This window comes from Sphingobacterium sp. ML3W, assembly GCF_029542085.1.
Taxonomy (GTDB): domain Bacteria; phylum Bacteroidota; class Bacteroidia; order Sphingobacteriales; family Sphingobacteriaceae; genus Sphingobacterium.
In genome coordinates this window covers 4,393,459-4,416,237 of sequence record NZ_CP107036.1, presented here as the reverse complement: position 1 = coordinate 4,416,237, position 22,779 = coordinate 4,393,459, and the positions used below count along the sequence as shown (strand labels likewise).

General features: G+C 39.4%; 15 protein-coding genes. 11 read left to right on the top strand and 4 right to left on the bottom strand.

The features are described 5' to 3' along the window. The first annotated feature begins 349 nt into the window (after window positions 1-349). Both OGI71_RS18705 and OGI71_RS18700 read left to right on the top strand, forming a co-directional pair. Complete coding sequence (locus OGI71_RS18705) at window positions 350-1,948, top strand: beta-N-acetylhexosaminidase (protein WP_282250997.1); 1,599 nt, start codon at window positions 350-352, stop codon at window positions 1,946-1,948. Between the two features lie 86 nt (window positions 1,949-2,034). Next, window positions 2,035-3,540 carry an alpha-L-fucosidase gene (locus OGI71_RS18700; protein WP_282250996.1) on the top strand — a complete coding sequence of 502 codons (1,506 nt, stop codon included), beginning with the start codon at window positions 2,035-2,037 and terminating at the stop codon, window positions 3,538-3,540. Between the two features lie 70 nt (window positions 3,541-3,610). Here the strand turns inward: OGI71_RS18700 and OGI71_RS18695 are convergent, their stop codons facing one another. Next, window positions 3,611-4,255, bottom strand: a complete 645-nt coding sequence (locus OGI71_RS18695) for an HAD family hydrolase (protein WP_282250994.1) — start codon at window positions 4,253-4,255, stop codon at window positions 3,611-3,613. 239 nt (window positions 4,256-4,494) lie between these two features. Next, window positions 4,495-5,994 carry a fimbrillin family protein gene (locus tag OGI71_RS18690; RefSeq protein ID WP_282250993.1) on the bottom strand — a complete coding sequence of 500 codons (1,500 nt, stop codon included), beginning with the start codon at window positions 5,992-5,994 and terminating at the stop codon, window positions 4,495-4,497. 424 nt (window positions 5,995-6,418) lie between these two features. Here OGI71_RS18690 and OGI71_RS18685 point away from each other — a divergent pair, with 424 nt between their 5' ends. The 9 genes from OGI71_RS18685 to OGI71_RS18645 all read left to right on the top strand — a co-directional run bounded on the left by OGI71_RS18685 (window position 6,419) and on the right by OGI71_RS18645 (window position 21,300). Next, entirely contained in the window at window positions 6,419-7,123 is a 705-nt protein-coding gene (locus OGI71_RS18685; protein ID WP_282250992.1) for a hypothetical protein, read from the top strand. 5 nt (window positions 7,124-7,128) lie between these two features. Further along, entirely contained in the window at window positions 7,129-9,117 is a 1,989-nt protein-coding gene (locus tag OGI71_RS18680) for a DUF4836 family protein (protein ID WP_282250990.1), read from the top strand. Window positions 9,118-9,302: 185 nt separating this feature from the next. After that, window positions 9,303-10,103 (top strand): CpsB/CapC family capsule biosynthesis tyrosine phosphatase, encoded by an 801-nt coding sequence (locus OGI71_RS18675; RefSeq protein WP_282250988.1) that lies wholly within the window; start codon window positions 9,303-9,305, stop codon window positions 10,101-10,103. Window positions 10,104-10,317: 214 nt separating this feature from the next. Further along, entirely contained in the window at window positions 10,318-11,910 is a 1,593-nt protein-coding gene (locus tag OGI71_RS18670; protein ID WP_282250986.1) for a DUF3843 family protein, read from the top strand. A gap of 286 nt (window positions 11,911-12,196) precedes the next feature. After that, window positions 12,197-12,751, top strand: a complete 555-nt coding sequence (locus OGI71_RS18665; protein ID WP_282250984.1) for an RNA polymerase sigma-70 factor — start codon at window positions 12,197-12,199, stop codon at window positions 12,749-12,751. A 47-nt stretch (window positions 12,752-12,798) separates the two neighbouring features. After that, window positions 12,799-13,764 carry a FecR domain-containing protein gene (locus OGI71_RS18660; RefSeq protein WP_282250982.1) on the top strand — a complete coding sequence of 322 codons (966 nt, stop codon included), beginning with the start codon at window positions 12,799-12,801 and terminating at the stop codon, window positions 13,762-13,764. Between the two features lie 3 nt (window positions 13,765-13,767). Next, window positions 13,768-17,121, top strand: coding sequence for a SusC/RagA family TonB-linked outer membrane protein (locus tag OGI71_RS18655; RefSeq protein WP_282250981.1), 3,354 nt, complete (start codon window positions 13,768-13,770; stop codon window positions 17,119-17,121). 26 nt (window positions 17,122-17,147) lie between these two features. Then, window positions 17,148-18,665 (top strand): SusD/RagB family nutrient-binding outer membrane lipoprotein, encoded by a 1,518-nt coding sequence (locus OGI71_RS18650; RefSeq protein WP_282250979.1) that lies wholly within the window; start codon window positions 17,148-17,150, stop codon window positions 18,663-18,665. 163 nt (window positions 18,666-18,828) lie between these two features. After that, the gene (locus tag OGI71_RS18645) at window positions 18,829-21,300 is read left to right on the top strand and encodes a phospholipase C, phosphocholine-specific (protein ID WP_282250977.1); all 2,472 of its coding nucleotides are present in this window, start codon (window positions 18,829-18,831) and stop codon (window positions 21,298-21,300) included. 115 nt (window positions 21,301-21,415) lie between these two features. Here OGI71_RS18645 and OGI71_RS18640 read toward each other — a convergent pair whose 3' ends face one another. Both OGI71_RS18640 and OGI71_RS18635 read right to left on the bottom strand, forming a co-directional pair. Continuing rightward, a complete protein-coding gene (locus tag OGI71_RS18640; RefSeq protein ID WP_282250976.1) occupies window positions 21,416-22,069 on the bottom strand; it encodes a TlpA disulfide reductase family protein in 654 nt (217 codons plus the stop codon). Between the two features lie 23 nt (window positions 22,070-22,092). After that, window positions 22,093-22,779 carry a hypothetical protein gene (locus tag OGI71_RS18635; protein ID WP_282250975.1) on the bottom strand — a complete coding sequence of 229 codons (687 nt, stop codon included), beginning with the start codon at window positions 22,777-22,779 and terminating at the stop codon, window positions 22,093-22,095.

Below are 22,779 nucleotides of genomic sequence, written 5' to 3'. Positions count from 1 at the left end.
TTTGTTTCGTTTTCAAATATAACCAACAAAAAGACAATCGCTAATTGTACGGGTTTTAGTTAGTGTAAGATTTTGCAATAATATTAATTTTTTAAATCTTTATTATTTCTATGTTTAAATATATTTCCTTATTGTTTTGTTTGTATAAAATACACTATAACGTTTTCGAGAGTTGCGCAAACGATTGACTGGATTTGACTTTCAGTAATAACTTAATAATTTCTTTACCATTGTATTACGCAGAGCTACAATTAGAATCGAAAATAAAGGTTTTATAAAAATGTAGCAGGATGATGCTTAAATAATTAATTTTAACACCTTCTAACCAAGGTAAAGTCTTAATTATCATATGAAACGTAAATTAGTATTTATTATAACCTACTTGCTCATTCAAAATGTGACAGCTCAAATCGCGATTATTCCACAACCTTTAGAGTGTAAAATGGGGCAGGGAGAGTTGAAGTTGGCGGGTAATTTTGGAGTCACTGGAGATGCTGTGTTTGAATCGTCTTTGCACTATCTTCGGAAGCTGATGTTGAGCCGTTTTGGAATTTCAACTTACACTTCGTTGGAAAAGGACGCAAAAATGATCGTGAAGCTTGATGGCAAATTACAACATGAAGCATATCGTCTAAAGATCGGTCGCAAAGGTATTGAAATATATGCTTCTGATAGATCGGGTATGGTCAATGCTCTTGCTAGTTTGGAGCAGGTGTTTACCGCTGCTGAAAGAAAAGGCAATGCGTTCCTATTACCTGTATTGAATATTGAAGACAAACCGCAATTTGGCTGGCGAGGGTTTATGTTAGATGAATCGCGCCATTTTTTTGGTAAGGAGAAAGTGAAATCTTTGCTGGATTGGATGGCTTTTTACAAGTTGAATAAATTCCATTGGCATTTGACAGATGAACCGGCTTGGCGCTTAAGTATACAAAAATACCCCTGGTTAACCCAAGTTGGGGGGATAGGCAATTATCTCGATCCTTATGCTCCGGTACAGTATTATAGTCAAGCTGATATTAGTGAGATCGTTACCTACGCTGCTGAGCGAAATATCGAGGTCATTCCTGAAATTGATATGCCGGGACATGCTACAGCCGCAAACCGGGCTTATCCTTTTCTGTCTGGTGGGGGGAACGAAAGACATCCCGATTTTACTTTTCATCCTGCTAAAAATACAACATATACATTTTTGACTGATGTTTTGCGTGAAGTGAAAACACTGTTCCCCTCTGTCTATATTCATTTAGGAGGAGATGAGGTTGCTTTTGGTAGTGAAGCCTGGAATAATGATGTCAAAGTTCAGGAATTGAAAAAGACAGTAGGTCTAAAATCTAACAAAGAAGTTGAAGAGTATTTTATTCGTCGTATGGCAGATTCTGTGGCTGGGATAAACGGAAAGATTATTGTCTGGGATGAAATGGTGGATGCCAAGTTGGCCAAAGATCAGACGGTCATGATGTGGTGGCGTCATGATAAACCAGAACAGCTAAACAAGATTTTGGATAAAGGCTATCAGGTTATACTAACTCCTAGGTTGCCCATGTATTTTGACTTTGTACAACAAGAGCATCATAAGTATGGTCGTAAATGGGGAAAAGGCTTCAATCCTTTGCAGGATGTATTTAATTTTGCTGGAAATCAATTGGATAGTTTGGGAAAAAGAAAACAACAGGTCTTGGGTATTCAGGCTAATCTTTGGACTGAAACAGTGACGAATGTCAATCGTTTGGATTACCTTGTGTTTCCGAGAATAGCGGCATTGGCGGAGGCAGCATGGGTGCCAGGAACAGGTCGAAATTTTGATGAATTTACAAAAACATTAAAAAAGCATTTGCCCTTGTACCGCGATCAGGGACTTTATTACTTTGATCCTTTTAAGGACAGTAACGCAGAGCCCGCAGTTATCAAGAAATCGCAAAAACAATATATAGATAATCCAAAGTGATCGTCGGACGGGCAACATATATCTGGTCAATAAACATAGATTTATTTGTCGTTAGGAAGAGTCATTTTCAAAGAAATAATGATAAGATGAAATATAATAAAATAATCACAGCATTGATTCTCGGCAGCATATTGCTGGGAGTAAAAACTACTTCGGCACAATGGACAGGTCCTCGCAAGAAAGTAGAAAACAAGGTAGACGTAAAATATGGGCCTTTGACGCCCGGACATCGGACAGATGAAGCGATGGAACGGTTCCGAAACTATGGATTAGGACAATTTATCCATTGGGGCTTGTATGCAATTCCTGGTAACGAATGGGAAGGGGTGAGTGCACGAAAAGGAGCGGCGGCATCCGAATGGATACGTACCTGGAGTGGACCAACAGCGCCGAAAGATTGGAAGAATACTTATGATAACCTCTACAAAAAGTTCAATCCTACAGGTTTTGACGCAAAAAACTGGGCTAAACAGGCGAAAGAAATGGGTGCAAAGTATCTTATTTTTACCACAAAGCATCATGATGGATTTGCCCTGTGGCCTTCTAAGTATACAGACTATACAGTGAAGAAGAGTCCTTATAAAAAAGATATCGTCAAGCAGGTCGTAGATGCCTATACAGCGGAAGGTATAGATGTATTTTTGTATTTTTCAATTCTTGAATGGAATAATTCAAACTATATGGGGAAAGCCCCCTCTAGTCCTGAAGAAAAGGCTAAATTCAATAAGTTTTTGGAATACACGCGTAATCAGTTGCTAGAACTTCTGGAAAACTACCCGCAAATAAAAGGTTTTTGGTTTGATGGTACTTGGGATCAATCTTGGATCCAATCGTATGATTTTACGTATAAATTAGAAAAAGAGCTACGTGAAAAACATCGAGGATTGATTATTGGAAGCCGATTTAGAAATGACGAATTTGGAAAGCGGCATTTTGACTCCAATGGTGATATGCTAGGTGACTATGAACAAGGTTGGGAAAGAAAAATGCCGAAGGAGTTTGAATGGTTGGAGGGACGTGACTGGGACTGTGTCATGACGATTCCACCGAATGGTTGGGGCTATATGAAAGACTGGTCTGGGATTTATACCAAAACCTCAGATGATCTCATCGATATGTTGATGAATTGTGTTTCCATGAATGGCAATTTTGTGTTGAACTTTGGACCTGATGGGAATGGTCTTATGCATCCTGGAGAAGATAAACTCGCCAAAGAAATCGGTGACTGGATTAAGATAAACGGCGAAGCGGTATATGGTGTCAGACATGCTGGTCTAGCGCCATCCAAATTGGGTTACTTTACAAAGAAAGAGGATAACCTTTATCTGACTGTTTTTAATCGTCCTGTCAACAATATCGTGCGTATTGCAGTTCCTAAGAAGGCTGTGGAGGTTCCAGTCTCTGCTACTATACTCCACAATGGACAATCCTTGGAATTGAGCCATGCGGATATTGGCTTAGACTTAGACAAAAATACATATTACGATATTCGGCTTCCCAATTCGTTTAACTCAAATAAAGCCTTTGTGATCAAGATGAAATTAGGAAAGCCAAAGGCGCAAAGTGAAAAGCTGATGGATGCTAAAATGTAGCTAACAACAATAGTTTAATTCAAAAAAGCTGAACTTAAACCATCGTTGGAATTAAGTTCGGCTTTTTCTTTTATACGACGTCCAACAGTTCCTGTGGAATGTGAATAATATGCTTTGCACCATGTTGCCGCAACTCGGTTTCATCGCGAAAGCCCCAGGTCACACCAATCGCAGTCACCCCGGCGTTATTGGCTGTGTCCATATCAACAGAGGAATCGCCAACATAATAACAGTTTTCTTTTGCTATCCCTAATGTTCGGAGAGTATCCAGGACAATGTCTGGATCAGGTTTGGCTGGATGTCCTGTACGGTGGCCAAGGACCAGATCAAAAGCGATCGTGGGAAAATATTTTTCCATCAAAGGAATAACCGCCTCATGATATTTATTGGATGCTACAGAGATGAGGTACCCCGAAGATTTAAGCATCTCCAGTAGCGAGACAATTCCAATATAAGGTCTTGTATGGCATATTGTCTGTTCTTCGTAGTAGGACTTAAATGCCATTAGCAGTGTTGCGATTATTTCCGTGGTTCGTGCATATTCGGGAAGGGCGCGTTCGATCAGTTTCTGTACACCATTACCTACAAATTTCTTGTAGGCCGGTAGCTGATGTATAGGATAACCAAATCGCTGAAGGATCGCGTTGCAACTGTCTCCAAGATCTTGTAATGTATCCAATAATGTTCCATCCAGATCGAATATTATAAGCTTCATGGGTTAAAACTAATAAAAAACTATGATGGATTGATTGTGCATTTTAAGGATAAAATGGTGTTTTTACAGGAATGTCAAGTTTTTTGACGCATCGTGGCTATACCGTTAAATAAAAAGACAAGGCACAATTCATCGTGCATTGTCTTTTTATGGTGGAGATCTTGGCCTTTTTAAGACTTATCAAGCTTTAAGTAATTGTCTTAATCGGAATAAAATAATTCGATAAAGCCGACCATGAATTATTTCCAGATATTGGTATTTATACTTTCTTTTTTCGTGTTGTCTAAATCGGGAAAAAATGTAAATCCTGTTTCTCTTTCCAGATCGCTTACAGTTAGTTTATAATTATTAAACGTGCTTCCTGAAGGCGGAGTTATGTTGTCTATTTTATAGGCAATCGTATAGTATTCGCTCCCTTTCTTCATGGCTAAGGCTTTGAAATAGTATTTTGGTTTTGCGATATCTTTCCTGTCATTGTCTTGTGCAAAATTAAGCAGATTATCCGTATCTGTTGTGGGCATTGCTCCTGTTACAACATACATGGTGTCACATTGCGCTGTCCAGGTCCGTACCTTAGTTTCCAGGTTTGCCCAAAGACCTTGATTGAGACGGGATGCCTGTGCCGTCATATTGGTAAAATAAAATGTTGTTTTATTGTGGGTAATATTTAGGTTGCGATCAGCACTAGGTAGCTGATGACCTCTGTCATAACCCGTTGGTTGAAACCCTTTAAATAGATTTGGTTGGAATGCTGTTGATATAGAAGGATCATATCCCCAGGCATCCGTGCGATTGCCAGAACCTAAAATGCTATTATATAATGGGTAAGCTACCCAGTAAGCCATTTTTAACTTTTTATCATACAGCATAGCGTAGTTTCTAGCTGTGCTTGCATCAGGAAGAAAGTGCTGTATGAACACTTCATCATTGTTCAAATTGTTCATTTTGGGGATTTCCAGATAAGCTTGGGCATCTCCAATTCCTCCACTTAGCTTACCATTGTCAATTTTGATGTTGAAATTGTAGCGATTTCCGGTAATTAGATTTTTCAGATTCTGACTCTGTGGTGTTGTCCATGTATAACTATCGCCGTTAGAAGCGATAAATTTAATAGCCTTTCCGGTGATATCCTCTCCGGGAAGGAGGATGAATTCTACGATAGCTGTTTGGTTGGTATTCACCGAAACTTTTCCTTGTATATCTTTCTTTTCAGCATGGTTAACATTTAGTTTTCCAGTTGAGAGATCAAATCCTCCTTGTGTGTGTACCGATGGTATACTGACGGCAATCTGATTGGCTTCTAAACCCGCTGTATTGGTAATGGAAAAATGAATCGCAATCTTGCTCAATTGTCTTACAAAATTGAGTGGGACGGTATTGTTGGTTTTGTTGATGTTTTTTGCATTGCTGGCATACATGAAATCCAATGCTGACTGATTTGACTGATCACTCAGATCGATGGAATATTGAAAATCAGTAATGGATTTATAAGGATAATATGCAATGAAATCTACCTGTTCATTTGGTAAAAAGATAGGTGATTTACTTTGAAATAATGAACCATTAATCGCGAATGCATGATTGTTGACAGCATTCACAATTGAGGTTGATGTTAATCGCTGACCTGATTTGATCATAAAAACGCCAATTTGGTCGCCTTTGTCCCAAGAGGTCCCAGCAGCTTTGGTGTTAATTTGGCCAACAATTGTAGGGGCAAATTGTAATGCAGCTTGCTCCATTCTGGACTCATTTTTTTTACATGAATTAAGAGTAAGCAACGTAATCATAAAATAAACTATTCGCCACATTGAATGCTGTGGAATAGTTCTGGAGGTGTAAATCATATTGATCGTTAGTGTTTGTTAGCAAAGAGGGGCAAAAGTACCTAAGAAAAGTTGAATTATCCGGGCATAAATCTGTGTTTTTGTGCAAGCAAATGCTTTGATAATGCATCTATTTGATTTTTAGATATATTTATTGTGGTTACTGAATAATTTTTGAGGAAGACAGCTGTTTTTAAATAACGGTAAAGATTAGTGCTAAATATGTTATTGGATATCTTTTTTTTAAAATTTTCCTAAAGTGACGAAAATAGCACACTATTTGCTGTTAATGCCCGAACATATATTGATTTGATAATTTATTAATCGGTACTGAAAAGAAATGAAGAGAGTTTTTAAATTAAAAGAACCGTTGAATAGGTTTTATGTGGTTGTATGTGCATTGTTGATGACTTTTACATTGTCCAGTTGTTTTGACTTTGTTGAACAGATTGATCTTAAACCCAATGGTTCGGGACATATAGCGGCTACATTGAACCTGAGTAAAAGCAAAACAAAGGTTTCTTCCTTGATGAAGATGAAAAGTATAAAAGGGATACAGATACCAACGCAGGCCGAGATGGAAAAGGAGATTAAGGCGGTAGTTCAGCTACTCAAGCAGACAAAGGGTATCTCCAATGTTCAGTATCAAACTGACTTCACAAATTTTATTGTAAATATATCCTGTGACTTTAGTCAGATCGAGTCATTAAATGCCTTTTCGGATATATTGGCTAATCGGTTTAAGACAAAGATATCAAATTCAAATAGATACTATTATAACGCTCAGACCAATATTTTTGAACGTAAATTTGTAGCCTCGAGCAACTGGAAGGCTAAATTCAATCAGTTGGGAAGCGATAATACAACACAGTTTGCAGATGCTTTTTATACGCAGATCGTGCGTTTTGAAAAAACGATAGTGGCTCAGGATAATAGCAAAGCAAAAGTTGCGGGCAATAAGAAGGGCGTACTACTAAAATTACCATTTACGGATCTGGTCTATGGTAAGTCTACTTTGGCAAATAAAATCACACTAACAAAATAACCTATATGAAATCAAAAATTTTATTGACTGGACTAGCGTGTCTCTCTTTGATGGGGACTGTGAAGTCACAAGATTTAGTCAAGCTCATTCCTGAAGATGCAGAAATTATCGCTGCATTTAATGTGAAGGAAATTGTTCAGAAGGCGAATGCAAACAAGTTGAATGAGTTGCTTCAGAAAGCAGGTCTGTTCAAGCAACTTGAAAAATCAGGTGCTTCAGTTGGGAATGATATCAAAAACTTGGGTATCGATTTGTCACAAACGTCTTATTTCTATAACAGAAAGACAGACAGTGTCAGTTTTCTCGAGTTTATATTTCCGTTGTCCAATAAAGTGCAATTTGAAAAACTGCTACATGATGTCGGTGAACCTAAGCCCTTTGCCAATGGATATTCAAGCATAGGGATGAAGGCGGGCAGCGTGTTGGTTTACAACGACCGTGTGGCGCGCTTTATTTCGTCGACAATGAGTACAACTTTCTTCGAGAACGACTCTGTTGCTAACCGGTATGGGATAAAGAAGGTTGCTTACATGGCACCTGCGGCTGACGCATATTCTCCCGAACTGGATTCCACAACTGCGGTAGTGGATTCGGCAACGGCAGCAGTGGTGGCGTGGGACGAAGATGAAAAGGTACTGGAGCCACTGTCTCCTCCGGTGATTGTAGAGAGTGTACCAGATACGGTCATAGCGCAGGCGGATGCTGTTGATATTGCTGCCGATGCAGCTGTTGCGGCCGCTGAGGCGGTGGAAATGCATGATCCAAGTTATTACGATTCGCTTTATACAGAATACGAGAATCAAAATAGAAAAAACGACTCTATACGCAATGCGCTTCGTGATAAGTGGTTGCTCGGAGAAGCGACACGTTTGCTGTCTGCATCCTATAAGCCTCTCTCAGTTTCAGATCAGGAAAAAGTTCTCAAAAACTTAGGATTGATCCGTCTATATGTACCACATGTCGAGGAACTCTATCGTGGCCTTATGCCTTATAAAACCATTCCTTATCTCTATATGGGGATTAATATGGACAAATTTAAAACAGGATATAAGGATGGAATGCTGGATTTGTTGCAGGATGGAAATGTATTGCGATTGAGAGGCTCCATGGGATTAGATAAAGATCTGGTTGAAATGTCCAAGCGATTATATGCAAGAAAACCAAATGGAAAATTCAATAAATATCTGACCGATAAAACGCTTGGTTTCTTTAACGTTAATATTAATTCAGAAGCCTATTTGCGAGATATGCCTAGTTATACAGCAAAATATTATAGCGGATTACTAGGCCCTCAGCAAGATTTGGTTGAATGGGGATTAATGGCACTTGAAGTTGCATTGGATGAGAAAGCAATTGCTCAAGTAATGCCGGGGGATCATCTATTTGTGGTGAATGGTCTACGCAAGTTCAGAAAGGAATATATTGATTATAGTTATGACGATGATTATAATTCAACGGAGGTAAAGAAGACAAAGGACGAAACTCTACCTGTCTTTATCTGGATGTTTACATCAAAAGACCAGCGTTTGTTTAGAAAGGGACTAGATCTGGCAGTAGCTAAAACCTTTGGTAAAATACAGGATGGCATCTACGCATTTTCGTCCAAAAAAGGGTTAGATTTTCCAATGTATGTTCTTCTAAAAGATGATTTGGTGATGGTAAGTAATGATTCTTTGTCTTTACATGATATCCGTCAAAATAAAACGGCTGGCACTGCAAATAAAGATTTTATTAAGTTGATGAAGCAAAACAAAATGTCTGCTGCGATTGATTTACAAAAGCTGCCCGCAATGTTAAAAGAGATGGGTGTAAGTCCAGGAAGACAATGGGAGCAAACTGTGGCACAATTGAACCAATATGGTAGCACAGCAATCACTTCGAAGGGGATTGTGGGCAACCGTATGGAAGCCGAAATATCAACAAAACTGCCAGAGACAAAAGAAGGTGCTATCGGCTATATGATCGATCAGATCCTGCGGGAGATCAGTAAATAAGATGGTATTGAACTTTGCATCAAACAATTTTATAACCCGATTGTTTGATGCAAAGTTTGTAATATTATGGTTATATTTTTATAATGTTAAAATAATATTACGCTCTTTTGGACTGATAGTGGTACTTTTGTGATTTATTATTTACACAATAATAAGATAACTAAACGATTTATACTTTATATAATATGGGGATATTTTCAAAGCTGTTTGGAAACAAAACTCAAGAGTCAAAGATCAAGGTTGTTGGTACACTCGCTTTTTTAGAGGTGGATATGCACAATCATATCCTTCCCGGAATAGATGATGGAAGCCAGTCCATTGAACAATCTATTGATTTGTTGAAAGGCTTGGGAAGAATGGGGTTTGAAAAATTTATTTGTACACCACATATTATGGAAGGTGTGCATCCGAATACAATCCGAACAATTGAGGATGCCAAAGATAAATTGGTGAATGGAATAAAACAACTTCCTAACAGTCCTGCTATCTATCATGCTGCTGAACATATGATAGATGATGGCATTGCAAGGCTGATTGATACAAACGAGCTTTGTGTGATGCCGGGAGGTTATGTGCTCATTGAAATGTCCTATCTACAGGAATCTAAAGCTTTATTTCAAACTATTTTAGATATACAAAGACTGGGTTACCAGCCAATTTTAGCACACCCAGAACGCTATAATTACTACCACTATAATTTCAATATGTACAAACAGATCAAAGACGCTGGCTGTATGTTACAATTGAATCTTCTTTCTATCAGTCGATATTATGGTGTTGAGGTGAAATCTGCGGCCCTGACAATGATTAAGTCCGGCATGTATGATTTTGTTGGAACGGATGTACATCACAGTCGCCACCTTGCAGCGTTGGAAGATATCGTTGCAAAATATCCGGTCCGTGATTTACTAAAAACATGTAATATTTTAAATCCGTCACTTCAGGATCATTTGAAAAGCAATGATAATGTAATTGCTGCAGGATAAAGAAAAAATAAAATTTACGATACGGAGATGCCCATAAGGCATCTCTTTTTGTTTCTGTTAGACGATCCTCTATCGTCATTGAGCTAATTCATCTACGGCCGTTTTTGTCTTTTATTGACCGGAAAGAATATCTAAATTATTTTCGTCTATGCTTGTGTTTTGCAATCATGGAAATTTCGAAAATTTGGCTACTTTTGGATTTAGCATTTTTCATATGAGAGGAAACAAAATTTTTATTCAAGATTGGATTGCACACCATACTTACCAGAAAGCAAACGATATAGATAGTTATTATTTAAGAGTTGCCAATAAGATCAACGATAGTCTATCGACATTGTGGTTTGAAGAGCCGGAGACAAATGACCTCATTCACACTGACGCATTAAAAACATTAAGTATTTATCTCACCTGTTATCTAGAGGATGTTATTGCCAATACAGGGATATTTGCTGCTTTTAGGACCATCCATAAAGAACTATACAGCCAGTTTTTGCCTTTCTACAAGGATAATAATCTGACGGATTACTATCCTGAAGATATCAATAGCGAAGATGTCGCTGTATTGACCTGGTTATTTTTTAGTGAACGGAATCCACACTTGTTTATTGATCCTCAGGGCCGTTTGATACAATTGGTCACAGATCTAACCTATGCTATTTTGGAGGAACATTATGAAGTGGCGCCTGAAAACCCAAAATTAAAATCAGAATATTCATTAGATGAAAATGCGAACTATTTTGAGGTTCGAAATTTTATCGAAAAACTTGTTGCAACAAACTATCTGACCGCGGGAGAATATAACACCAATCTCAACCACTTGATGCAGGTGGCTGAATTGGGAAGATATCAGCATGATCAAACTCAATTGCAACAAATGATTTATCGTGTCCGTGATAATCATTTCAACAATTATAGGCTACATTTATTTGCCCTTAAATCTTCGGAATTTGTTGCAGAAGTAGTGGGTAAGGAACATGCTCTGTATAGCTCTGTCAAAACGCTCGGTAATCGCATCCATAGTTTTTTTGAATATGTAAAGACAGATGAACAGTTTGTCCATGTAAAACATATTGGCACAAAAGCAGCATTCAAGATTTACAAGGATTCGATTCAGGAATTTGCGGAGCCTTCTGCCATATTATCCTTTTATATGGAAATCGTTCCTTGGAAAGAAGCTTGGAATTTGTCGGGAATTATGACAGTGGTCAATCCGGAAGAGGTGAATTTTGATCTACCAGAACAATATGAAATGACTTACCGTATTGAAGCGATGAACGGTAAGGACAAGAGCCTGAAAAAAACAGAAAAGCAGTTGAAAGATATGGGTAAATTATTCCAGTCAGAGCAAAAAGCAGCTGTAGCTTTCATGGAGGGACGAGAAGTAAAAGAATTTGCAAACGAATTCTTTCAAAGATATCAGCAAAAATATCCAAGCAAAGAGGAATCGCCACTCCCGGAATCGAATTTGGAACTTACTGCAGATGCTAAAGTAACAGTTTTCTTCAATCCAAAGACAGGATTAGAGGTATTTGGCGGAATAGAAGAATTTTTCCCATTGAAACATAATCCTTTTATTGAAAAGGAAGAAAAGGGGGCTGAAGCAGATGTGCCTTATGCGCGTTATTTTTTGAATCTTTTGGTAGAAGACTTTTTCCCTAGCGAATTGCCAAGGTATTATGCCAACTTGTTTAAAACTGAGGTAGATAAACAATTCTTCTTCCCATTGGAAGAGTCCATACTGGATTTTTTCCTACGTTTTTATAAAAGGGGGAGTTATTTTCTAGGACCTTTTCCGCTCCTAAAATAATAGCTTTCTATTAAGCGCATATAATTTTTTAATCCCATTGGAATCTACAATGGGATTTTTTATTGAATGATATCCTGCCAGCGAAACCAAATTCTGATCTTGCCAGGATGCTTTTATCTTTCTGTCCGAAAGCTGATGTCTGAGGGTTAAATTTATGTAAACTAATTATAATTAAAATGTTATAACTGTCGGAGGTAAGGGGCAGCTTCGACCAATGATACATTTTCATTCAAATATTTTGAAAAATTCTACCTAAACTTGTAAGATCAATTATTAGTGGTGAAGGATGCCTATTGAAAACGACAACATTCCGGATTTTAAAAATTTCTTTCTGTCTTATAAAGATAAGGTATATAAATATGCTTTGTTACATCTGAAAGAAGAAGATACTGCCGCCGATTTGGTTCAGGAAGCATTTTCTCGCATTTGGAAAAAGTGGGGAGAATTAGATGGAAATAAGAATCCTCAGTCTTATTTATATACAATTGCTAAGAATCTTGTATTTGACGAATTAAGGAAGCAGAAAGTACGGGTTCAATTTCAACTTGACGGGATAGATACCTCTAGGCAAGTGGACAATTCAAATGAAGAATCCATCCGTTTTAAAGATTTGGAACGCGTCTATCGAGAGGCAATTGAAAAGCTTCCTAAGGCTCGCCTGGAGATATTCCTTTTGAGTAAAGAGGAATTTTTGGACAATCAGGAAATTGCCGACCGCTTGGGTATTTCTGTTAATACTGTTCGGGACCAACTTGTCAAGGGGAACAAGTTTGTCCGCCAATATATTCTTGATAATTTTGAGATTTCAATAGCCCTATTGATTTTCTTAACTATTTTTTAGTGTAGCGTCGTCTTATCGTCTTTTAGATACGTATATGTATTTAAACGATGGCAAAAATGATGGATCCTAAACTAGCTGCATTATACCGAAAATACTTACTGGGGGAACTAACCCCACAGGAAAACACCATATTTTTAGATTTACTTACTGCCTGCGATGAAGATGATCTGCCCAGTCTAGAAGAGGTAATTGCACTGGATGATCGCGCTAGTGATTTGAATAAATCTACTTCAGACCATATTTTTTATACGATTACCGGTACTGAATTAGAGCCCAAAGTGAAGCCTATTTGGTGGAGATGGCGAGTTTTAATCTCGGCAGCGGCAGCATTGCTATTGATTGGTTTTGCATTTCTATTTTGGGACATTGTGCCATCGATGCAGACTGAGACCAAGTTCAACGTTGTAAGATATACTAATCCGACTAAATTTGTCAAGCAGCTCACGCTTTCTGATGGTACTCAGGTTGCGCTTCGTCAAGGGGCATATATCGAAATTCTATCTGATTTTAATGCAGATAGTTTGCGTCGGGTAAAACTTTCAGGAGAAGCTTTCTTTGAAGTTGCTAAGAATCCCGAGAAAGCTTTTGTCATTGTAAATTCAGGAGATTTTGACGTACGCGTATTAGGGACAGCATTTAATTTAATTTGCTCATCGCAACGTAGTCGGCTGGTCTTAAGCCACGGAAAGGTGAAGGTATCACATGGACAGCAGTCCTCTATCGTCCATCCCGGCCAGCAGGTGGCTTATGATAAACGGCAAAAACAATTTGACGTATCTATCGCAGATACAGTCATTTCTTCAAATGGGAAAGATGACCTATTGTCTTTCAATAACGTTCCGCTATCGCAGATTGTCGCGGATCTGAATAACCTATACCCCGATCAAAATCTAGAGTTGATCGATTCATTTCAAGCAGCAAGTTATACAGGATATCTGCCTGCCAGCGATCTTGAAAAATCTTTAAAAATTCTTAATACCGCATTTAATCAAACAATCATCCATAAAAAGTAATTTATGAAAAGAACCAATTACTATTTAAAACTTATGGGAGGTGCTTTGCTATTTCAATCCTTAGCACTTCAAACCATGGCCACGCAGTTTAAGACTGGGGAAGGAATCGGGAAAATTCTTGCCAAAATGGAACAAAAGTTCAATGTAAAATTTGGCTATGATGCTTCTATCTCCGATCAAAAAATCAATGAATTAGTTAACCTTGAGAAATTAAAAAAGGAAGAGATTGCCCAATTCATCCGGACGATTTCTGACGGGCATCTTGAGGTAAGAAAGATTGATGATAAGCTGTATGTGGTTTCAAAGAAAGAGAAGACTGAATCAGAAAGTAAGAAGCTCCATGTAGCACAAAAGGAACTGCGCGGAAAAATAGTTGATCAGGAGACTAACCTGCCGATTGGGGGTGCCACGATACGTGTCAAGGGGACAGCAATAGCTGCAACGACTGATCAAACGGGGGCATTTAAGCTATCTAGTGTTTCAGATCATGCGATACTGCAAGTTTCTTTTATTGGGTATGAGCTTATTGAAGTGCCGGCAACTGGCGCGAGTCTGATTCGGCTTTCCAAATCCTCGGAGGCTCTGGAGGAGGTCGTCGTAACTGCTCTGGGTATCAAGCGCGAGCAGAAAGCTCTGGGATATGCCGTTCAGGACATCAAAGGAGACCAATTAGCCAAAGTAAAGGGGGTTGATGTAGGAACGACGTTAACAGGCCGTGTTTCAGGGTTGCGTGTTATGAACAGTACTGAATTTAACCGTGCACCAGATATACAACTTCGTGGAAAAAATCCTTTATTGGTGATTGACGGTGTTGCTTATGAAAACATGAGTTTGCGTGATATCGCTGTTGACAATATCGAAAATATTTCGGTGCTAAAAGGCTCTACAGCGGCGGCTCTCTATGGAATTGAAGGGGCAGGTGGAGCAATAATGGTTACGACTAAAAAAGGACTTTCACAAAGAGGGGTAGAGATAACTGTAAACTCCAATAATATGTTCTTTGCCGGTTATTTAGCACTTCCTAATGTGCAGTCTTCTTATTCAGCTGGATATGGTGGTAAATACAATACCGACGATGAAGTTTGGGGAGACAAGTTGGATATCGGCAGAAAATATAAGCAATGGAATCCGTTTACTAAGCAGATGGATGACGTAGAAACCGAATTGACTTCAAAGGGCAAAAACAATTTCCAGAATTTTTTGGAACCCGGATTTATTTCCAATAATTCTGTCAGCTTTACGAACCAAGGGGAAAACGGGAGTATCCGTACCTCAATAAGCCATATTCTCAATAAGGGTCAATATCCGAACACCAAGCTGAATATGACCAATATTTCGGTGGCTGGGGAAACCAAAATATCTGATAAGGTTAATTTGGAGACCCGCTTGGGATACAACAGAAGGCATGCTCCAAATGACTTTGGTTCGGGGTACAATAATCAGGGATATATCTATAATATCCTGGTATGGACAGGACCAGAATACGATCTAACACAATATAAAGACTATTGGCAGACAGAAAATGTGAGTCAAAACTGGCTTTATAAAGCTTGGTACGATAATCCCTATCTCTCAGCTTATGAAAAAATAAGTTCAGAACTTGTCAATAAATTGAATGCTGCAGTTACCTTAAATTACAAAATGACTGATTGGGGGAATTTCCTGGTGCGTAGTGGATATGATTACTATGGTAATTCAAGAGAACAAACCAATCCAATGGGTATCTATGGCACTCGTGGCGGTTTTGATGGCTCAGGAGGTTACGATAATAGAGGAAAATACTGGTCCAGAAAACAAGATGGCTTTAGTACAACCAATGACTTTATCTTTACTGCTAAGAAGAATTTTGGTGATTTTGGTATTGATGCGCTTGTGGGGGGATCTATTTTTTATCGTAGGGATAATACGATGACAGCGTCAACAGTAAACGGTCTTACGATTCCGGGCTTTTATTCCCTGCGTAACTCCACGGGGCCTGTTTCTGCAGTTGAGGGTAAAACCAAAGAAATGCGTAATGGTATATACAGTCGCTTGTCTTTATCATGGCGTAATGCGGTCTTCATCGAAGGTACAGCTCGTAACGACTGGTATTCGATGTTACCGGACAAATCTTATTTTTATCCGTCAGTATCGGGAAGTGTTGTGGTATCTGACTTAATTCAAAAGCCAAATTGGCTGAATTTATTGAAGGTAAGGGGGTCCTGGGCATCTACGGTATACCCACCTGATCCGTACGAAATTAACCAAACGTTTGGCGTAAGCAACAATGTTTGGGATGGTATGACAACGGCTTCGTATCCGAATATTATAAAAGACTATTCCATCAATCCTACCAAGGAAGATATGACCGAGTTCGGTTTGGAATGGGCTGTTTTAAACAATCGTCTGACAGGGAGTTACACCTACTACGCTAGAAGACGTTATAATATTAAAGCGGATATCTCCGATCCCAATTATAGCAATATATCACATACGACAGGTTTTAGGGGACGTCTGATCAATTTAAAAGAAGAGCGTATGACCCGAGGTCATGAGATCTCTTTGGGCGGGGTTCCGATCCGCAGAGCGAACTTTGAATGGTCTGTTAATGGTAATCTTTCGCAGAATTTGCAATACTACCATAAACTTGACCCTGACTATACAGCAGATGCACTTTATATAAAAGAAGGTATGCGTACAGACCATTATGTGACACGAGACTGGGAACGCACACCAGATGGAGAGATTATCCACAATGCTGCCGGCATGCCCGTCAGTGCTGTACATACAGCGCGATTGTTTGGTTACACCGCCCCGAAATGGTTTTGGGGAATTACTAATCAATTCCAATACAAAGATTTTAGTCTCTCTTTTAGTTTTGATGGGCGTATCAAAGGTTTATCCTATTCCAATATGAATGCGCGTCTATGGCAGACAGGAGCACATCCTGATTCCGACACGAAAGAGCGCTATGAAGAGGTGGTTAATGGTAATCGTACTTTTATCGGCAAGGGGGTGAAAATAGTATCTGGTGAGGTAAGCTACGATAAATACGGTCAGATTATAAAAGATACGCGTGTTTTTGCGCCGAATGAAACAGTTGTGTCTTATGAAAACTATTGGAAAAGAGCTTATTCCGGTACCCGGAATATTTGGGATGAAACGTTTATTAAGCTCAGGGAGGTTTCATTAAGTTACAATTTGCCAAAAGAAGTAGCTTCCCGATTTAAAGCCAAAAAGGCGAGCATTGGTGTTACTGGACAGAATTTGTTTTTATGGACAAAAGAGTATCGCTTCTCTGATCCGGATGCAGGTTCAGAAGATCTGAACTCTCCATCGATGCGTTACCTTGGTTTTAACGTAAGCCTTAGTTTCTAATCTTAACCTTTTAACACGGATTACAAATGAAAAAAATAGTCACATATTTATTAATCGGACTCTTTGGGACAACAATATCTTGTTCCAAGTTTGAAGATATCAATACCAATCCTGAAGCAACCGACAAGGTAACTTCAGGCATGATTGCCACACGGATTATACTAAATCTTGCCAATCAGTCTACACAAAAAGGTTTTCTAATGCCTTATATGCTCAACAAAAACATTGTTTGGACTGAATTTGTCGAATCTTATCAATATAACGGTTTTGGGTCTGGAACATTGAGCTTGAGCGCAATAAATGATGCGCACTTCATGCCTAAGTTCGCCACGTCAGAAAAATTGGCTAAATCCTACGAGGGTTTAATGTATTTTGCCCGTGCCGTCAAATTCTTTGAAGCAACCATGGATTTAGGTGATATACCTTATCATGATGCATTAAAAGGAGAAACGGATAAACAATACTTCCCTAAATACGATACACAAAAGGAGGTATTTATTGGTATTCTAAAAGAATTGGAACTGGCTGATCAAGCCTTTGCCGCAGGGGAAAATTTTGTTGGAGACCCTCTTTATGGAGGAAATGCCACAAAATGGCGCAAATTGGTCAATAGTTACACGTTAAATGTTTTAATGCAGCTGAGCAAGAAAGCAGGTGATGCTGATTTAAATATCAAAAATCGTTTTCAGCAGATCGTTGCCAATAAGCCAATTTTTACGGCAAATGCGGATAATTACCAGCTGATACGTTCGGATAAAAGCGGACAACAATACCCTTTTTATAAAGTTGGAAATAACTTTACGATCTATCCGACCATGTCAACTGAAATCGTTGATCGGTTGAAATCGCGTTCGGATCGTCGTCTATTCTATTATGGAAATCCTTCCCCGAAAAAGATTGCGGCAGGCATGACAGCAGCGAACTTTGATGCTTATGTCGGTATTGACCCATCATTAAAATACGATAACATTCTAGATATTAAAAATTCCAATGACTATTCTAAACTGAATGACCGCTATACCGAGATCGCAACAGGTGAGCCGACACAGCAGCTTTCCTATGCGCAGCTTTGTTTTATCATTGCTGAAGCAGCTGTTCGTGGCTGGATAAATGAACCTGCATTGGCATGGCACAAAAAAGGTGTAGAAGCATCGATGCAATTTATCTTTGATAATACACCTAATACAGCACAGTTTCATCATGGGATGTCCTTGGATGCAGCTTATATCAGTACCTATCTCGGTGATTTGACATTGCCTACTGGTTCGGAGGCACAAATTGAGGAAATTATTACTCAAAAATATCTTGCCAGTTTTCTGCAATCGGAGTTTAATACGTATTATGATTATAGAAGAACAGGATATCCAAAATGGAAAATCAATCCCGAGACAAGCTTGAACTCAGAAGCACCAGGCAAGATACCGGTTCGCTGGAGATATCCTGCTGTTGAGTATGATTACAACACGGAGAATGTGGATGCTGCGGTATCCAGACAATTTGAGGGTGTTGATAATGTCAATCAATTGATGTGGATCTTAAAATAGGTAATACTTTGATCTGTTGAATTTTTATCGTCAAAACTATCCCTGCGCATGAGATCAATCGTGTGAGGGGATTTTTGTTAAAAACGTTACATGAAAAGCGCCAGCGAATGAATATATTCGCTGATAGACCATTGAATTTATAAGAGATATAATAGATATTTTTATGGATAGTAGAAGAGACTTTATCAAGAAGGCCTCCTTGTTGGCTGGGGTTTTTGGCTTACAGAGTGCTGTACCGGATGCGATACAGCGTGCTTTGGCGATTGAACCAGTTGCGGGGAGTTCTGTTTTAGATGCCGAGCATATTGTTTTGTTAATGCAGGAGAATCGCTCCTTTGACCATAGTTTTGGTACACTGAGAGGGGTTCGGGGATTTAATGATCCAAGAGCTATCGAGTTGCCTAGTGGAAATCCCGTATGGTTGCAGGCTTCAGCTTCAGGAAAGACCTATTCACCCTTTCGATTGGATATCAAGAATTCTAATGCCGCCTGGACAGGAAATCTTCCCCATTCATGGGAAAATCAAATGGCGGCACGTAATCAGGGTAAGCATGATAATTGGATTGAAGCAAAGCGTCCAGGTGGAAAAGTGCTGAGTGAGATACCGCTAACCATGGGCTATTATACCCGTGAAGATATACCCTTCTATTATGCATTAGCCGATGCGTTTACCATCTGTGACCAGCATTTTTGTTCCTCCATTACAGGTACGACAACCAATCGTCATTTTTTCTGGACAGGCACTTGTGTGCCCAATAAAGGAGCAAAACCGTTGATTCGTAATTCGGATATTTATTTCAACCGTTGGGCGCATTGGAAAACTTTTCCTGAACGTCTGGAAGCTGCGAGTATTCCTTGGAAGGTATATCAGAATGAAGTTAGTATGGAGAGCGGTCTTCATGGAGAAGAATGGTTAGGTAATTTTACAGACAATAACTTAGAGTGGTTTTCACAATACCATATTGAATTCAAAAAAAGCCACTTGGAATTTATGCGTAAGCGTGTCGTTGAATTACCTGCTGAGATCCAGGAGCTTGAAAAAGCATTAGCGAATAATGGAACTGAAAGTGTACAGAAAACCCAAAATAAGCTTAAGCAAAAACAGGAGCAGCTGGGCAGCTATAAGAAACAGCTAGAGCGACTCACCGAACAGGCATTCCAGCAACTTCCAAAGGAGCAAATCGCTTTGCATGAGCGTGCCTTTCAGACAAATGAGGATGATACGTTTTATCGTGAAACCGCCACTGTTGTACATGAAGGTGAGCAGATTACTGTACCAAAAGGGGATGTATTACATCAGTTTCGGAAGGATGTGAAGTCTGGAAATTTACCTACTGTATCTTGGCTGGTCGCCCCGCAATGTTTTTCGGACCATCCCAGTGCGCCGATGTATGGAGCTTGGTATGTGTCCGAAATATTGAATATACTCACCGAAAATCCTGAGGTTTGGAAGAAAACGGTTTTTATGCTGAACTACGATGAAAATGATGGTTACTTCGACCATATTCCGCCGTTTGTAGCGCCTAATCCGGCAGATGCCCGATCGGGAAAAACTTCAGCAGGATTGGATTATAGCGATGAATATGTGAGTTTGGAGCAGGAACTTGCCAGTGGCGAGAAGAAGGAGCATGCCACAGAGGGACCGGTTGGTTTGGGCTATCGGGTACCTCTGATCATTGCGTCTCCTTGGAGCAAAGGCGGCTGGGTCAATTCGGAGGTCTGCGATATCACTTCGACCATTCAATTTATGGAGTATTTCTTTGATAAGAAGCTTGGTAAGGATGTGAAAGAACATAATATCAGTTCTTGGCGGCGTGCTATAACAGGAGATCTGACTTCGGTATTTCGTAAGGCAGAAGAAGGAACTGCTGTAGAACTGCCATTCTTGGATCGCAATCAACAGATCTATGCAATTGATCAAGCCAAATCGAAACCGCTACCGAATAATTTCCATGTATGGACTGCAGATGAGATGCAAGCTTTGCAGACTACCGGAAAAGCTGCACAATTGGCAAGACAGGAAAAAGGTCAAAAAAATTCTAATGCGCTGGCATATGAGCTGTATTCGAGTGAATCTATTGATAAGGACAACGTAAAACTGACGATGTCCGCGGGCAATAAGATTTTCGGGGCGAAATCCCTGAGCAGCCCTTTTAATGTGTATAGTGGACCGAGTTATAAAGATGGTGTAAGTTTTTGGCCATTTGCGATTATCGCGGGTGAGGAATTGAGTTTTGACTGGAACCTAGCTGACTTTAAAGATGGGTATTATGACCTAACGGTATATGGGCCAAATGGGTTTATGCGGAGCTTTAAAGGTGAGGGAGAATCTTTGTCTGTTATCGCTACTTATGAGATGGGAAAGAAAGGTACTCCCACGGGGAATCTCATCCTGGAAGCGAGCAATAAAGGAGACAAATCGCTTCATGTTCAAGTGAAAGATAACGCCTATAGCTCCTGGAAAAAAAATACAGTATTGGGTGCCGGTAAATCTATAAAATGGGTTGTAGAATCTCAGAAGGTTAACGGTTGGTATGATGTTACTTTGCAGATTGTTGGAAGTAAATTTGTTCGCCAGTTTGCCGGTCGTGTAGAAACGGGAAGCCATTCGAAGACTGATCCGCAATTGGGATAAAAACCAAAGATACAGCTAGCGAAACGGATTCAGTTGGCATATTCGATATGAACAGAAAAAGATCCCGGTTTATTTGGACCGGGATCTTTTTTTAGGATAAGTTGTTATTGGGTTTTTATTTTTTAATCCATTCTTCCAGCAAAGCTTTTAGTTTGGGGTCGCTTGGTCTTGGACTGTCTGCGGTAATGAGGTTTCCGGCTTTGTCAATCAGAATATAACGCGGAATGGAATTGACTTTGTAAGCATTGGAAAGTTCATTGTCAGAACCTGCGTGCAGCTGGATACCTTTTAGTTTCTTCTCTTTCACATAACTGTCCCATTTGGGTTTATCCTGGTCTACTGATACGCCTACAAACGTAACTGGTTTTCCGTTAAATTCTTCATTTAATTTTTCCCAATGCGGTTCTTCGGCACGGCATGGACCACACCAGGTTGCCCACATGTCAATTAAGACAACTTTGCCTTTAAGATCTGCAAGACTTGTTTTCTTTCCGTTGATATCAGGGTAATTAAATTGAAATGCAGGTACGCCGATTTTCGTTTCGACCAGTCGGGCTTCTACAACTTTTGCCCGTTCGATTTGCTCGGGTAGCGTAAAATATTTTTTGTATTTCTCATTCATTTCCTGAAAGTCACCATAGGAACGTGCTCCTTCAAGCCGTTGTAAGACATATTGTCCTTTCAGTACATCTGGTCCGATTGCCGCAACTTGTTGATCAAATGTTGGTTTTGTTGACAGATCCAGTTTGCGGTAAATCATATTGCTCATAAAGCGGTCGCCATAGGGAAATTTTAATAGCCATAGGGAAATTTTAATAATTCAGTTGTCAGGTATCGATCGGCGTTGAACTGTGTATAAAAATCGCTCATTTCCTCTTTGCTGGGGTGGGCTGTACGCGGCATGTAAAGATAAGAGATCGCATAATAGGCAAAATCATAATCGACTAGCTCGGGAAAGAATTTGTCAAAATTCGGATTCCCGGTCTTGACCTTCTTTTTGATCCCTTCTAATTTTCCTTTAAATTCCTCTACCTCGGGGAAGAAATCGACATAAGTACTCATGCCGCCAGGAGTGGTGCCTTTATCGCGAAAAGTTTTCGATTGTTTGTCCCAAGCGTATAACGTTTCATTTTCTGGGCTATTTTTACCTGTTAATTCATAATCATTTTGACTTAATTTTAGGTTTAATTCCTCATTTCCCTTGAAGTAAAAACGGAAAAGTCCCTGTTGATTCTGGGCATTTCCACTGCCAACAGCATACAATCCTTCGTATTCAGGCGTGAAGCGAAATGCAAATCGACCTGATGCGTCGGGAATAGATGTAGCGACTTCCTTCAAGCGGCCATTCAGTACTTTAAATAGTCCGACACGTTTTACTTTGGAGGGATCTGTCGTTCCGGTGATGTTACTTGGCTGTTGTGCGAATGCGACAATCGAGCAAGTCAGGGTAACGAGCAATAAAATGGTTTTTCTAATCAT

Bases quoted from the DNA above. Each gene is read 5' to 3' on its own strand.
- OGI71_RS18650 (WP_282250979.1), top strand. From the start codon at position 17,148: ATGAAAAAAATAGTCACATATTTATTAATCGGACTCTTTGGGACAACA.
- OGI71_RS18640 (WP_282250976.1), bottom strand. From the start codon at position 22,069: ATGAGCAATATGATTTACCGCAAACTGGATCTGTCAACAAAACCAACA.
- OGI71_RS18670 (WP_282250986.1), top strand. From the start codon at position 10,318: ATGAGAGGAAACAAAATTTTTATTCAAGATTGGATTGCACACCATACT.
- OGI71_RS18680 (WP_282250990.1), top strand. From the start codon at position 7,129: ATGAAATCAAAAATTTTATTGACTGGACTAGCGTGTCTCTCTTTGATG.
- OGI71_RS18665 (WP_282250984.1), top strand. From the start codon at position 12,197: ATGCCTATTGAAAACGACAACATTCCGGATTTTAAAAATTTCTTTCTG.
- OGI71_RS18685 (WP_282250992.1), top strand. From the start codon at position 6,419: ATGAAGAGAGTTTTTAAATTAAAAGAACCGTTGAATAGGTTTTATGTG.
- OGI71_RS18705 (WP_282250997.1), top strand. From the start codon at position 350: ATGAAACGTAAATTAGTATTTATTATAACCTACTTGCTCATTCAAAAT.
- OGI71_RS18690 (WP_282250993.1), bottom strand. From the start codon at position 5,994: ATGGAGCAAGCTGCATTACAATTTGCCCCTACAATTGTTGGCCAAATT.
- OGI71_RS18645 (WP_282250977.1), top strand. From the start codon at position 18,829: ATGGATAGTAGAAGAGACTTTATCAAGAAGGCCTCCTTGTTGGCTGGG.
- OGI71_RS18675 (WP_282250988.1), top strand. From the start codon at position 9,303: ATGGGGATATTTTCAAAGCTGTTTGGAAACAAAACTCAAGAGTCAAAG.
- OGI71_RS18655 (WP_282250981.1), top strand. From the start codon at position 13,768: ATGAAAAGAACCAATTACTATTTAAAACTTATGGGAGGTGCTTTGCTA.
- OGI71_RS18700 (WP_282250996.1), top strand. From the start codon at position 2,035: ATGAAATATAATAAAATAATCACAGCATTGATTCTCGGCAGCATATTG.
- OGI71_RS18695 (WP_282250994.1), bottom strand. From the start codon at position 4,255: ATGAAGCTTATAATATTCGATCTGGATGGAACATTATTGGATACATTA.
- OGI71_RS18660 (WP_282250982.1), top strand. From the start codon at position 12,799: ATGGCAAAAATGATGGATCCTAAACTAGCTGCATTATACCGAAAATAC.
- OGI71_RS18635 (WP_282250975.1), bottom strand. From the start codon at position 22,779: ATGATTAGAAAAACCATTTTATTGCTCGTTACCCTGACTTGCTCGATT.